At 44.4% G+C, this 14,260-nt stretch carries 11 protein-coding genes, 2 pseudogenes and 1 riboswitch; of the genes and pseudogenes, 8 read left to right on the top strand and 5 right to left on the bottom strand.

What is annotated here, in order from left to right:
• The first annotated feature begins 7 nt into the window (after window positions 1–7).
• Window positions 8–1,294: a sugar MFS transporter gene (locus GO003_RS10940; RefSeq protein ID WP_159658695.1), complete on the top strand. Its 1,287-nt coding sequence runs from the start codon at window positions 8–10 to the stop codon at window positions 1,292–1,294.
• On the opposite strand, the gene GO003_RS10935 is transcribed toward GO003_RS10940, so the two are convergent.
• From GO003_RS10935 to thiC, 3 genes are all read right to left on the bottom strand, one after another.
• Window positions 1,284–2,078 carry a hypothetical protein gene (locus tag GO003_RS10935; protein ID WP_231088942.1) on the bottom strand — a complete coding sequence of 265 codons (795 nt, stop codon included), beginning with the start codon at window positions 2,076–2,078 and terminating at the stop codon, window positions 1,284–1,286. The two genes, GO003_RS10940 and GO003_RS10935, sit on opposite strands and share 11 nt — an antisense overlap.
• Window positions 2,079–2,899: 821 nt before the next feature.
• Entirely contained in the window at window positions 2,900–5,731 is a 2,832-nt protein-coding gene (locus GO003_RS10930; RefSeq protein ID WP_159658697.1) for a bifunctional diguanylate cyclase/phosphodiesterase, read from the bottom strand.
• 354 nt (window positions 5,732–6,085) lie between these two features.
• Window positions 6,086–7,954, bottom strand: coding sequence for a phosphomethylpyrimidine synthase ThiC (gene thiC, locus GO003_RS10925; protein WP_159658698.1), 1,869 nt, complete (start codon window positions 7,952–7,954; stop codon window positions 6,086–6,088).
• Window positions 7,955–7,985: 31 nt separating this feature from the next.
• Window positions 7,986–8,087: riboswitch (TPP riboswitch) on the bottom strand.
• A 370-nt stretch (window positions 8,088–8,457) separates the two neighbouring features.
• Between thiC and GO003_RS10920 the strand changes: the two genes are divergently transcribed.
• Window positions 8,458–10,038, top strand: a complete 1,581-nt coding sequence (locus GO003_RS10920) for an inorganic phosphate transporter (RefSeq protein ID WP_159658699.1) — start codon at window positions 8,458–8,460, stop codon at window positions 10,036–10,038.
• 37 nt (window positions 10,039–10,075) lie between these two features.
• Here the strand turns inward: GO003_RS10920 and GO003_RS10915 are convergent, their stop codons facing one another.
• Window positions 10,076–10,453 (bottom strand): hypothetical protein, encoded by a 378-nt coding sequence (locus GO003_RS10915; protein ID WP_159658700.1) that lies wholly within the window; start codon window positions 10,451–10,453, stop codon window positions 10,076–10,078.
• Between GO003_RS10915 and GO003_RS10910 the strand changes: the two are divergent.
• From GO003_RS10910 to GO003_RS10890, 6 genes and pseudogenes are all read left to right on the top strand, one after another.
• A pseudogene (locus tag GO003_RS10910) lies at window positions 10,349–10,675 on the top strand (IS701 family transposase); the annotation flags it as partial. The gene GO003_RS10915 and the pseudogene GO003_RS10910 overlap by 105 nt on opposite strands.
• 76 nt (window positions 10,676–10,751) lie before the next feature.
• Window positions 10,752–10,904: pseudogene (locus tag GO003_RS26565) on the top strand (DUF6701 domain-containing protein); the annotation flags it as partial.
• Between the two features lie 151 nt (window positions 10,905–11,055).
• A complete protein-coding gene (gene minC, locus GO003_RS10905; protein WP_159658701.1) occupies window positions 11,056–11,808 on the top strand; it encodes a septum site-determining protein MinC in 753 nt (250 codons plus the stop codon).
• Between the two features lie 28 nt (window positions 11,809–11,836).
• Complete coding sequence (gene minD / locus GO003_RS10900) at window positions 11,837–12,649, top strand: septum site-determining protein MinD (protein ID WP_159658702.1); 813 nt, start codon at window positions 11,837–11,839, stop codon at window positions 12,647–12,649.
• Complete coding sequence (gene minE, locus GO003_RS10895) at window positions 12,649–12,918, top strand: cell division topological specificity factor MinE (RefSeq protein ID WP_159658755.1); 270 nt, start codon at window positions 12,649–12,651, stop codon at window positions 12,916–12,918. Before minD ends, minE begins: the two co-directional genes overlap by 1 nt.
• A 16-nt stretch (window positions 12,919–12,934) precedes the next feature.
• Window positions 12,935–13,135 (top strand): winged helix-turn-helix domain-containing protein, encoded by a 201-nt coding sequence (locus GO003_RS10890; protein ID WP_159658703.1) that lies wholly within the window; start codon window positions 12,935–12,937, stop codon window positions 13,133–13,135.
• Window positions 13,136–13,250: 115 nt separating this feature from the next.
• Here the strand turns inward: GO003_RS10890 and rapZ are convergent, their stop codons facing one another.
• Window positions 13,251–14,108 carry an RNase adapter RapZ gene (gene rapZ / locus GO003_RS10885; protein WP_159658704.1) on the bottom strand — a complete coding sequence of 286 codons (858 nt, stop codon included), beginning with the start codon at window positions 14,106–14,108 and terminating at the stop codon, window positions 13,251–13,253.
• Window positions 14,109–14,260 lie beyond the last annotated feature (152 nt).

Genomic DNA, 14,260 nt, shown 5'->3' with positions numbered 1-14,260 from the left:
CACACTCATGTCGCTTTTTAACGGCCCTAACAAAACTTCGTTTCATACTGATCAAAACCGGGCAACCTTGACGTTATTGACTTCCTTGTTTTTCATTTGGGGTTTTATCACCTGCTTGAATGACATCCTGATTCCACATTTGAAATCGTTGTTTACGCTCAGTTATACCCAGGTCATGATGGTGCAGTTTTGCTTTTTTACCGCCTATTTACTCATTTCAATTCCTAGCGGCAATCTGGTCAAAAGGATCGGCTATAAAGGCGCCATCGTCAGCGGCTTGGCAATCGCCGGCTTTGGTTGCCTGCTGTTTTATCCGGCTGCGGCACTGAGGATGTATTGGTTATTCCTGTCCGCGTTTTTTGTATTGGCATCAGGAATCACCTTGTTGCAAGTCGCCGCAAATCCTTACGTCACCCAATTAGGGAGTCCTGAAACCTCGTCCAGCCGATTAACGTTGACCCAGGCATTTAATTCTCTGGGAACCACTGTAGCACCTTATTTTGGAGCGACTTTTATTCTGAGCAATACGCTTATAACTGATTCTGCCGTTAACCCTTCCGCAATAGCCTCTCAGCAAGCTATCGAAGCAGCCGCTGTTCAAAATCCGTATTTATTGATATCGCTGATATTATTCAGTACAGCCCTGGTCTGCCAACTGTTTAAATGGCCGGACCTAAGCCTGGATCAAGCCACATCACCTATTGATACGGCTTTGGTTGCCGTAAAAAAAGAAAGCCGCGTTTGGCAGGAAAGACATCTTATTTTAGGCGCCATCGCGATTTTTCTGTATGTAGGTGCTGAAGTGTCAATCGGTAGTTTTATGGTCAACTTTTTATCAGAACCTGCAATTACCGGCCTGCCTAATCATGAAGCTGCCGGCTACCTTTCCATTTACTGGGGTGGCGCCATGATTGGACGCTTTTTAGGTGCGGCCATCATGGAAAAAATCAAACCCAACAAAGTATTGGTATTTCACGCAGTGGCCGCCGCGTTATTGATTATGGTAGTTATTTTTGGTAGCGGTAAAGTGGCCATGATTGCCATTTTATCAATCGGCCTTTGCAACTCGATTATGTTTCCCACCATTTTTTCGTTGGGAATTAAGAACTTGGGGGCTTTGACCGAGCAAGGTTCCGGAATTTTATGCGCGGCTATTGTGGGAGGAGCAATTGTTCCTGTTCTTCAGGGCCTGCTGGCAGACGCCTTTGGCATACAACACGCCTTTGCTTTGGCATGCCTGTGTTATCTATACATTGCTTACTATGGGTGGACAGGTCACACCGTTAAGACATGAACTGCATCAGTGATTGCGCGCGCCAAGCCAAACCTTTGGTTAAATCCAGCCAAGTTGATTTACGCTTTTGATAGTTGAGTATCAACTCTGTCTGATAAGTCAGTTTATTGTCGTTTTTAACTGTACTCAAAATAAATTGAGCCTTGTTATCATCCGAACTGCCGTCTTTAAAATCATCCGGTAACTTAAAATTCACCCGTCCAGACTTATCCGTCCTGCCCTGTAGACGCGATCCATTGGTTGTCTCAAGCAATACGGGGGTATTGGCCATAGGTTCGCCCTCCAAACTAACACTGAAAGTATAAGGCTGACTACTTTCATAGCCTGTCTCAGGTTTTGGCAATACTCTGGGTTCTATTTGCAGAGGCGATTTAACAACAGCAATCAAATCATCGGAGGAGGCTTCAATATCGCGTCCCTCCAGAAAAAAATACCGTGTTTGCGTACGTATAACCTTACCTTGCTGATGCTGAGTCACTAATGCATGGTAGCCCTTTATTTCAGTATTGGGCAACAAAAGCATTCCTGAAAAAACGGATAAGTAATTTTTGGTAAGACTTGGGGTCCAAAAGGCGATTCGCCCTGACGAATCAAGCTCAATACTCATTTTCTCTTGATTTTGCAAGTCAGAACCAGCCAACTCTTTAACTTTGACCTTTACCTCGGATATAACTTGAGGGGTCGTCGTTGTCAGAGCAATCATAACCAATGCAAGGAGAATTTTGTTCATGCCCATACCCTTTTCTTTTAGCCACAATAAAAAATTGCAGACTTTATTTACCACTTCTTAATTGTTCCGCACAATAAAATCGAGTATCAAATTTCCCTCATTTTGGTAAATACCTGATGAAGAAAGCGTTAAGGTACCGAAATATAAATTGCCCTTTCCTACGCTTAACCTGATAAGAAGTATAACTACCAAACTTAGCTATATCCACTTTACATAAAAAATATTACAGCAATATTTAAACCATTATTAAACAACGTTAGCTATTGCAGCAGTCAGCAGGGTTTGATAGCTCAAAATGTAGCGCAAACAAGTTAAAATATGTTATTTAATCCTTAATTAACACATTGTTGCCCTATCCCGCTCTTCCCTAACACACGTTTTTCATAAAAACGCACTCTAAATGTGCATTTTCGGCGTCATCAAGAGGCATTTTCATTAACCGTTACCCTGGGCAAAACTCATACCCAAGCAATAAACTGGTTTCAGCCCCTTTATTTTGACTTAATTTAGAAGCCCTGAACTCTGAAAATAAGCTAAGCTACAAAAAATCCATTAATTAATGTATCTGCTCAGCCCTTCAAATTTTATTGGTTTTAGGTGGTTGATTGAAAGGGCTTCTGCAAAAGGGATGTTACATAGAGCTACAGCGACGATTTCACGCGTCCTTTGAATCAAGCACCTTCGCCCTCAGTTATACCGATCGTAGATCGAAATTCGGCACCGGGGTGCCCGTCAAAGGACGCCGTAAATACATCCATGTAGGCTCTATGCCAGCATCCATGCTGGCAAAGCCTTTGCCGAACAACCCGGTGCCTCCTTAGGCACTGCCGAAATTTGAAGTGCGAAAGGTATAAAAGCGGGCGAGCAGTTGCTCATTAATTTAAAAACCATTGTAAAGATTTTGTGAACGCCTGGACTTCGTTACCAGGCAATGGCTTACAAAATAAAAAACCTTGCCCGCAGTCGCAACCGTATTTTCGAAGTGTATCCAACTGTTCTTGTGTCTCTATACCTTTTGCGACAACAGCCTTGCCAACAGGCAGAGCGGTTCGAATGACGTCCTGAATAAATTTAACACTTTCTGTATCACCGGGAATGTTCCTTAATAATCTCCGGTCCAGCTTTATCAAATCAACCGGCAGTTGTGCGAGAGACTTCAAATCGCTAAATGTCTTCCCCCCAAAGTCATCTATGCAGACAGTGACCCCGGCTTCTTTCAATAAAGATATTTCAGACATTAAAGCACTGTTATCATTCAAAAAAGCGGATTCTTTTAAATCGATAGTAAACCATGCGGGGTTCACATTTAACTGCGCAAGCTGAGTCAGTATTTTGCCTGCCCAATTCGGCGAATTAATCTCGCTCAAAGCCAGATTAACACTCATTTTTGGTGGTCTTATCTTTTCAGAATTCCAAATCAAAAGCTGCGCACAGACCTGGTTGAACATCCATTGAGTGATACTTCCTATATAATCTTTTTGCTCGGCCAAAGGCAAAAAGTCAATGGGCCCTATGGCACCCAACACAGGATGGTTCCAGCGAATGAGGGCTTCATAGCCCAATATTTGATTGTTTGAAAGTGAATGATAGGTCTGATAATACAAAGAAAATTGAGACGTTGGGCATTTCACTGATCCGACAGAAAACTCATTTTTTTCATTTAACAAACTAAACCGTACAGCTTTTACCAAATCTTCGGCAAGCTGCGTCTGGCTAACCTGTAACTCCTGCATCTCTTTGGTATAAAAAGCGAAGCCAAGTTTCTTCTCTTTGGCAGAATACATGGCCGTATCGGCATAATTGATCAATGTTTCCCCATCGTTTGTATGCTCCGGATAAACGGCAACGCCGATACTGGCGCCCAAGGTCAGAATATGTTCGTCAACATAGTAGGGCAGCAAAAGAATCTTAAGCAGTTTTTCAACGACTCTAATCGCGGCATCAGCATCTGTTTCGGGCAACAATAACAGAAATTCGTCACCCCCCATGCGCGCGGCAACATCCGAATCGCGCAGCACTGAAATCATTCGTTTTGCTGTTTCTTTAAGTACTTCATCACCTGCAGAATGTCCGTAACTGTCATTTACCGATTTGAACCGATCAAGATCCAGATAAAACAGAGAAACTGACCATTTATTTCTATGGGCCAAATTTATCGTTTGCTGTAGCCGATCGGAAAACAGGCGGCGATTGGCTAAACCGGTTAATTCATCGTAGTAAGACAACGAAGTAAGAATTTCCTGAGCTTCTCTTCTGGCGGTAACATCATGGGCAATGGTATCAACACCGATACAATCGCCTTTTTCGTTATAAACCGGTGTATTAAGAAGCTCAAGCCAGTGTAAATCACCATTGGCATGATAGATTTCAATCTGGTAAAGAGGTTGCAAATCACCTTGAATACACTGCGCCAGCTTTTCTTCAATTTCTTGATTGACCGGATTATCAGACAGGTAATCTTTAAAATCGGCTTTGAACTCGTCTTGATTAAAGCCCAAAATTGAAGTTACCGAGGGACTTACATAAGTAAATTTTCCCTCGAGATCTTGCCTGTAAAAAAAATATTCATCCCGGAGATTTTCCACCAGACTGCGAAATTTTTGCTCGCTGACTCGCAGCTCCGATGTCCTCTGAGCGACCAGTGCTTCCAATTCCATTTGAAATTCTTGTAATTTTTTGTTGGCTAAAAGGGCTTCCTGATTGGATAGCTCGATTTTTTTATTTTGCCTTCTAATCTGAATAAGCCATGAAATCAGCAAGATCAGGACGATCAACATAGCGCCCAATAGCTTGGCAATAAAAGCAAAATCAACTATCGGTTCAGCCTGAGGCACCCATTTATCGAAGATGGCCTGTTTTTCATCTACTGACAGGGAATCCAGGCCTTTACGAAAAATTTCCGCAAGCACCGGCCAATCTTTTCTGACCGCGATACTCTCATTTGCACTGTTGTGATCGTAAAAAGTCACCACTTTGAGGTTGGGAAATAATCCACGCTGAGAGAGGAAATACCCGACACCGGAAAACCCGATAAAGGCTTCGGCTTTACCGCTATCAACTGACTCCAGTCCCTCAGTAATGCTATCGACAAAAAAAGGGGTTAGCGACGGAAACTCTTCTAAAACTCGATCCACATACTGATAATTTCTGATCAGAGCAACCGTCTTACCTGCGACATCAGCCCGGCTGTTGATGCCTTTAATATCTTTTCTGGCAATAATGACCAGCGATTTGGACAAATAAGGCTGAGTGAAATCAAACCATTCTCGTCTTTCCGGACGATCGACCATCGTCGCAACAGCATCTATGTTTTTAGCTGCCGCCGCATCGTAAAGTTCATTCCAGGTATTATAAGGAACCACTTCGATGTTGATAGACAAACGCTCGCTAATGAGCTTGATGATGTCTATAGCAACGCCTTCAATTTGGCCGCTCTCTCCAACAAAACTGTAGGGAGGAAAATCGCTATCAAAACCCACACGAACAGTTTTGTGCCGGCTTAACCAAACGAGTTCGTCAGGGGTAAGTTTAATTCTTGATACGGTTTGGATTCGCGTTTCTTGGGTATCAGTCAGCGCAGCTAATGATAGGGATGAAAAAGCGATTGATAGTATTAAAGTAAGTACGCGCACAATGGAAGTTTTTTCCAATTTATTAAGACCGTAACGCCGCTCATCGCGAAGGATAAACCGTTCACACAGAATCAAAGTATAGTCATTTCCATAGGCTATTTAAATTTAATCGAAGATTTCATATAAATTAACCTGCCCTTCGGTTAAATAAACACATCAGGCATTTAATGACAATAGAGTTAAGCTGGCTTGCTTTGAATCAAGGCTGGCGAAGCAGCCAGAAAGCTCTGCTTTGAGGGCTATTTGAGATAACAACTATCTGCGAATAATGAAAAAAAAAGCGGTGACCGCTGTTTTTTAAGAAGGAAAAAACACCGAATCCATCCGTCCCTGGAGTGATTCAGTCGCAGCAACAGCAAAATACTGTCGCTTAAAAGTTGTAGAAGCAATCTCCCTCATAGAGAGAGCATGACCCATTAAGGCTAAAGCCTACACTTCATGATAGATCTTCGCCCCTTCCTGCAAAAACTCTTTTGATTTTTCATCCATGCCTTTTAACAAAGCCTCTTCATCGGCCAGACCTTTCGCCTTAGCATAATCACGCACATCCTGACTTATTTTCATCGAGCAGAAATGAGGCCCGCACATCGAACAAAAATGAGCAACTTTGGCTGTGTGCTGTGGCAGCGTTTCATCATGGAAGCTACGCGCCTTCTCAGGATCCAGACCGATATTAAACTGGTCTTCCCAGCGAAACTCAAAGCGTGCTTTTGACATGGCATTATCACGCGCTTGTGCACCAGGATGCCCTTTTGCCAAATCGGCAGCATGCGCAGCTATTTTATAGGTGACAATACCTTCCCGGACATCTTGTTTATTTGGTAAACCCAGATGTTCTTTCTGAGTGACGTAACACAACATCGCACACCCATACCAGCCGATATTGGCCGCACCAATCGCCGAAGTAATATGATCATAACCCGGTGCAATATCGGTCGTTAAAGGGCCTAATGTATAGAAAGGCGCTTCATCGCACTCTTGCAGCTGTTTTTCCATGTTGATTTTAACCATGTGCAACGGCACGTGACCCGGTCCTTCAATCATGGTCTGAACATCATGTTTCCAAGCAATTTTGGTCAGTTCGCCCAATGTTTCAAGTTCTGCAAACTGGGCTTCGTCATTGGCGTCATAAATTGACCCTGGGCGCAAACCGTCTCCCAACGAGAAGGAAACATCATAGGCCTTCATGATTTCGCAAATATCTTCAAAATGCGTGTATAGAAAGCTTTCCGTGTGATGCGCTAAACACCATTTAGCCATGATGGAACCACCGCGAGACACGATACCGGTCATCCGCTTGGCAGTTAACGGCACATGTTGCAGTCTCACTCCGGCATGAATCGTAAAATAATCGACACCTTGCTCCGCTTGCTCGATCAAGGTATCCCGGAAAATTTCCCAAGTCAGCTCTTCCGCTTTACCATTCACTTTTTCCAGCGCCTGATAAATAGGCACCGTACCGATGGGGACCGGAGAATTTCTCAGAATCCATTCGCGGGTTTCATGGATATGTTTCCCTGTTGATAAATCCATAATCGTATCGCCGCCCCAACGGATGCCCCACAGCATTTTCTCAACTTCTTCTTCAATAGAAGAGGTTACCGCGGAATTACCCAGATTACCGTTGATTTTAACCAGGAAATTACGCCCGATGATCATCGGTTCCAATTCGGGGTGGTTAATATTAGCCGGAATGATAGCCCGCCCTCTGGCGACTTCATCACGCACAAACTCAGGCGTTATGACAGCTGGAATAGACGCGCCAAAAGACTCGCCGGGATGTTGATCTTTCCATAATTCTTTCATTTCCTCCATGCGTTGATTTTCCCTGATTGCAACAAACTCCATTTCAGGTGTGACGATACCCTGCCTTGCGTAGTGCATCTGACTGACATTAGCTCCGGCTTTCGCTCTACGCGGTTTGCGAATCAACTCAAAGCGCAAATGCGACGTGGCCGGATCATGCAAACGCTCATGGCCGTATTCTGATGTGGGTCCGTCAAGCAACTCCGTATCACCACGCTCTTCAATCCAGGCCGTTCTCACTGATTGCAAGCCTTTCAAGAGGTTTACCTCAACAGCAGGATCGGTATAAACACCGGAAGTATCGTAAACATAAAGGGGGGGATTGGTTTCTGTACCGAAATGAGCCGGGGTATCGGATAAATTAATTTTCCGCATCGGCACCCTGATATCCGGGCGACTCCCTTCTACATAAATCTTCTCGGAAGCCGGGTAAGGCTCAATTTTGACACTGCTGACAGTTGCGGATGGGATTTCTTGTCGGACTGCGCTCACGCTTATCTCCTAAATCATTTGATAAATCAGGGCGCTGGGAAGATGGCTTCCCTACGCCGGTATTAGCCGGAGTCAGGTTCAAAGGGTTTTTCTCAGCAACAAGACAAATCTTGGAGCACCCCTAGCCTTACGGTTATAGCTTTAAACTAAAGGATAATCAGGCATATTGCAAGCTTGAAAAAGTGTCTTAGGTTCATAAACGGCTCTTTCAAGGCCCCACATTTTCAAATTTTGGGTATGCTCAGGGCGCAGATTACCTGATTTAAGAAAATACCAGTTTTACTTTCCTGGCCTATTCGATCCGGTTTGGGCATATATGCCGCTGACTGACTATTTCTTTAGCGGTTTGGTTTTTGCCGAAAGCTTTGCAACCAGGCATTTATGACAGTTTGATGAACTGTATTACGGATAACCGCAACCCACTCATTTATAGTGATTTTCTGCATCTGTTTTTCCATTAGGATAAAATGCCCCGCAAATTAGCAGCTCCGAGGTGTAAACAAGTGGACTTAAAAAACATCAACCAAATTGAAGAAGCAAGCACATTAACTAAAAAGGATCTCATCAGATTAGGACTTGCGGTCATATTTATGATCATTGTTTCCTTGTATGTAGGCAACATCACTGATCAGGTTGCAGGCCATAATCTCCTTGTTGTTGCTGCTGTGATAGGTGGCTATATGGCGCTTAACATCGGCGCCAATGATGTTGCCAATAATGTCGGTCCTGCTGTCGGCTCCAATGCATTGACCTTAACGGGTGCAATCGTCATAGCCGCCATTTTTGAGGCAACAGGCGCTATGATCGCCGGGGGTGAAGTCGTCAACACCATCAAAGACGGCATCATTGATCCGGAAATGATTAAAAATCCCGATACATTTGTCTGGCTGATGATGGCCGCATTGTTGGCTGCCGCAATCTGGTTGAACATAGCTACTTCTTTAAATGCACCGGTATCAACAACTCATTCAATTGTCGGTGGTGTTATGGGAGCAGGCATAGCGGCAGGGGGAACCGAGATTGTCGATTGGCCTGTTTTAAGCCAAATTGTCCTAAGCTGGATTATTTCGCCCTTATTAGGCGGTTTTTTTGCCGCCCTGTTTTTGTTTTTGATAAAACGAAAAATAACTTATCAGCAGGATATGCTGGCTGCGGCCCAGAGGCTGGTACCTATTCTGGTAAGCCTGATGGCATGGGCATTTTCTACCTATTTGATAATGAAAGGCCTGAAAAATATCTGGAAAACAGATTTATTAACGGCAACAACAACGGGTTTCTGCATTGCTTTAGCAACTTTCTTGATCGTTAAACCAACAGTTCAACGCGCGGCGATAACAATGGATTCAACGAAAGCCGGTGTTAATTCGTTATTTACCATTCCTTTGATCTGCTCGGCCGCATTACTCAGCTTTGCTCATGGCGCTAATGACGTAGCCAATGCAGTAGGCCCTTTAGCAGCTATCAATGACGCAATCGTTAGTCAAACGGTATCCAGTAAAGCCCCCATTACACCCTGGGTGATGCTGGTTGGCGCCGTCGGTATATCGCTGGGACTGGCGCTGTATGGACCAAAACTGATTCGCACCGTTGGCAGCGAAATTACCGAACTCGACAAAATGCGCGCGTTTTGTATTGCGATGTCAGCCGCCATCACCGTGATATTTGCCAGCCAGTTAGGGCTTCCTATCAGTTCAACCCATACCGCCGTAGGCGCTGTTTTCGGCGTGGGATTTTTACGCGAATACCTGAAACACAGTAACGCCAAGCGGATGGAGGAAATCAGAGCGCATCACGAGCATGATGCCCCGGAAAAAATTGTCGCTTTCTTAAACGAGTTCAAAAAAGCATCAATCGATAAAAAAGGCTTAATGCTGAAAGAACTGAAACAACAAGCCAAAATCGAACAAGAGCATTCATTTTTAACCAAAAAAGAACGCAAATCCCTCAAAAAAGTCTATCGCCAGGAATTAGTCAAACGTTCGCATCTTTATAAAATTGCTGCAGCCTGGCTCATCACTGTGCCTTTATCGGCTCTGCTTGCGGGTCTTTTATTCTTCACTATCAGAGGCATCATGCTGCCTTGATACGGATACTTAAGACCGGTTCGATTGCCATCTGGTTTTAACGCCCGAATATTACCGGCATATCAACATGGAAGCGCCACCGGTTGTTGATAATTAACTCGCCGAAGCCATACGCTGGAAAATCCAGGACTTGATCGATTTTCCTTTGGATAAAGCATCTCCGCCAACCGAGCGTGTCAACAGCGGAAACTCCCTTGATTTTATCGCGAGCCCCATCGATACGATTAACAATCAGGTCGAGCTTCGCATAAAAGCCAATCTTAATATCTGATGTTATGCAGCCCCATCCCAAGAAGCGCATCATTTCAGGATTTATAAAGAAAGAACAGAGCTTCATACAGACTACCTGATCTGCAACCATGGCTTGGCAAGGGGGACAAGCCTGTCGGCGATGCTTGATGGTGAAGTCAGCCATGACCCAATAACCCGCCACCTGTCCGCGAGGCTATACACCTCAAAAGACCTGTGGGTTGATGTCAAACCCACCGTTCGTCAGATCGAGCGGGACGACGGCTGCCTGATCTTCAACGACACAGTCCAGAAGAAGACTTTTACTGACGAGAACGAGATGATGTGCTCGCACTATGACCACTGCAAAGGCCGCTCGGTCAAAGGCATCAACCTGCTGAATGAGTTGTAACGCAGCGGGGACGTGTCGATCCCGGTCGCCTTCGAAGTGGTGAAGAAGCCCCTAATCTGCATTTAAAAGCCCCGAAAAAACCGGCTCACTGGATTTGAGCGCTGAGGTTGCTGACTGGCTCAAGTTTACCTGGCAAGGAAAGGAAAACGAGAATCCAAAAGCGAGGGTGACTTTCGGTATTTACAAAGGTGATTCCAGGCAAATTAATTTCCAGGAAGTTTACTGAATAGCCGCTCACTCTTGTATCACTTTTCTCCGTTTTTCAATTTAATTTGACACTATCCATCTGAAAATGCGCGGATTATTCTTCCTTGAAAATGCTTTTTTTTAAAAGCAGTGTTAAAATTTGCGAAAATCCCTGATTTAACAGAGAGAAAATGTCGAAAGAGTCTCAAATCCACCCCTATCATAGACCCGATCTTGAATTTAAAAGCAGTTCTCTCTCTGTGCCGGTGTTAGTGTTGGGCACAAACGATTTATCTGTCATCGAGCAACAATTGCTGTTAAAAATCAAGCAGGCCCCGGATTTTTTTCGTTATTCCCCGTTAATCATTGACTTGCAGGAACTTAACAAACTCGCCCTGACATTGGATTTAACTGACGTTATAGCCCAAATAAGAAAACAGGATTTGTTACCTATCGGTATTCGCGGTGGCACGGAAGAGCAAAACCAGGCTGCTTTAAAATTAGGCATCCCTAAAATGTCGGCTCAGAGCACTTCGGCCTCGGCCCAAGCCAAACCGGTTCAAAAATTACCGTTAGAACCCGAGCCCGAACCCGAACCGGTCAAGAATGAAGCTGAGGCAACAGTAACCCGCGTGATAACGCAACCTATTCGCTCAGGACAACGCATTTACTCGCATGGAGATTTGATCGTACTGGCTCAAGTCAGTGCCGGTGCCGAAATCATGGCCGAGGGCAACATTCACGTCTACAACACGCTACGCGGCAGGGCTTTGGCGGGCGTTCAAGGCAACACGGAAGCCCGAATTTTCTGCTCCGATCTACAAGCGGAGCTTATCTCGATTGCTGGAAACTATAAAATAAGCGAGGACCTTGATTCATCGGTTCGAAACAAGCCCGTCCAAATCTATTTGAATGAACTCGCTTTAATTATTAAAGCTTTATAAATTTACTGTCTCGTTGGAGGACAAACAGTTGGCTAGAATTATCGTCGTAACATCGGGTAAAGGCGGTGTGGGAAAAACCACAACCAGTGCCGCCATCGCTATGGGGCTTGCCAAAAAGGGGCATAAGACAGCCGTCATTGATTTTGATGTGGGCTTGCGTAATCTTGATTTAATCCTGGGCTGTGAACGACGCGTCGTTTATGATTTTGTCAATGTCATCAATGGCGAAGCTTCTCTAAATCAGGCGCTCATCAAGGATAAACGCTGTAATCAGTTGTATATCCTACCGGCCTCTCAAACCCGAGATAAAGACGCTCTGACTGTGGAAGGCGTAGGCCGGGTATTGGAAGAACTATCAAAAGAATTTAAATATATCGTCTGCGACTCGCCTGCAGGAATTGAAAAAGGCGCGCACCTTGCCATGTATTTTGCCGATGATGCCTTTGTTGTCACCAATCCCGAAGTTTCGTCTGTACGTGACTCTGACCGTATGTTAGGCATCATGGCCAGCAAGTCCAAAAGAGCCGAAAATAATGAAGAACCTATCAAAGAATATCTGCTTTTAACCCGCTATTCACCTGAACGCGTTAAATTGGGTGAAATGCTGAGTGTAGAAGATGTGCAGGAAATCTTGTCGTTACATTTATTAGGCGTCATACCCGAATCAAAATCAGTTCTTAATGCCTCAAACTCAGGCATTCCTGTGATTCTTGACGATAAAAGCGATGCTGGCCAGGCGTATGAAGACATTGTTGCCCGCTATTTAGGCGAGGATAGGCCGCACCGTTTTATCGACGAGGAAAAAAAGGGTATTTTTGGGAAGCTATTCAGGAGTAAATGATGAGCTTACTGGACTATTTTAGAACCACAAAAAGAGGCACCGCTTCCCTGGCCAAGGAAAGGTTACAAATATTGGTTGCACATGAGCGTTCATCAAGAACCCAGCCCTCCTATCTCCCCCAGTTACAAAAAGAGTTACTGGAAGTCGTGCGAAAATATATTAATGTAGAACAGGATGCTATTTCGATTAACTTTGAGCAAGATGAAGACCAGGAAGTCTTGGAACTGAATATTGTCTTGCCTGACGAACACAACAAATCTTCTAAATAACTTAAAGGTGATAAAAATGGTTGAAACAATTGGTCAAACTGCCGGGAAAGTGTGGAAATTCCTTGAGGATAACGGCACTGCAACTGTCAATAAAATTACTAACGAAACCGGATTGAGTAAAAACGATATTCAACGCGCGATCGGCTGGTTAGCGAGAGAAGAAAAAATTATTATCGAAATGGTCAACGGACGTATCGAAAATATTTCGCTGGTTTAAACCGGGTTAACTAACAGGTGAGCGAAACGGATTTCGCCGTTTGTGCCTGTCAAAAACCAACTGTCCGCCCACAATCAGATACATTCAGGTAGCTACTGTGCTGCGTTCAAAACCCTCAACGCAACTCGCGGTGACGGACAATCACTTTTAGCGATTGTTGTGAAAAATGCTGGGCTAACGCTTCTGCTAGATAGACCGACCGATGCTGTCCACCTGTACACCCTATCGCAACTGTTAAATAACTGCGACCTTCCGCTTCGAAACGGGGCACCCAGCGATCAAGGAAGCGGGTAATATCTTCAAAAAACTCACGAACTTGCGCTTCTCTTTCAAGAAACTCAATTATCAGTTCATCTTTACCAGTAAATCCGCGCAACTCGGGCACCCAATACGGATTGGGAAGCGCTCGGGCATCAAACATAAAATCAGCATCCAAAGGCACGCCGTGTTTGAATCCGAACGATTGAAACTGAATGGAGATATGCCTGACATTTCTCTCGCCTACCTGATCCCTGATCAGATCGCGAAGCTGATGATAGTGCGTTCGGCTGGTATCAATGACCAAATCGGCAATTCTGGCCAGCGGCTTGAGGATTTCCTTTTCAATACCCAGCGCCTCTCTTAAAGGCACATTGTTGTTGGTTAAAGGATGCCTGCGTCGGGTTTCACTGTAGCGTTTTAATAACGTTGCTTCCTCGGCCTGCATGTAGAGGACTTCGCAATCGATGCCTTTTGCACGAATCAGATTCAGACTGTCCGCAAAATTGACTAAATTCTCGCTTTGATTTCTTGCGTCTATGCCTATCGCTGTTTTGTTATAGGTTTTTGGATCGGCGAGCATAACTTGATTAATAAACCCCTCAAGTAAACTCATGGGTAAATTATCGATGCAATAATAGCCGCAATCTTCCAAAGTCGCTAAGGCAATACTTTTTCCTGAACCGGAGAGTCCGCTGACAATTAAAAGTCTCATAATGGAAAATTCGTTAACGGCTAGACAGTTGGAAGGAACTCAAGCGTGTTACTGAAATGTAAACGCAGTTATTGCAGTGTTAACCAACGGCAAAAAAGCTGCCGTTGGTTCTTAAAATCAATAAGCTAGCGCTTATGATTTTGTCTGCACCT

Source organism: Methylicorpusculum oleiharenae, from assembly GCF_009828925.2.
Classification (GTDB): Bacteria; Pseudomonadota; Gammaproteobacteria; order Methylococcales; family Methylomonadaceae; genus Methylicorpusculum; species Methylicorpusculum oleiharenae.
The sequence above is the reverse complement of the archived record's forward strand: the minus strand, read 5'-3'. Positions and strand labels throughout refer to the sequence as shown.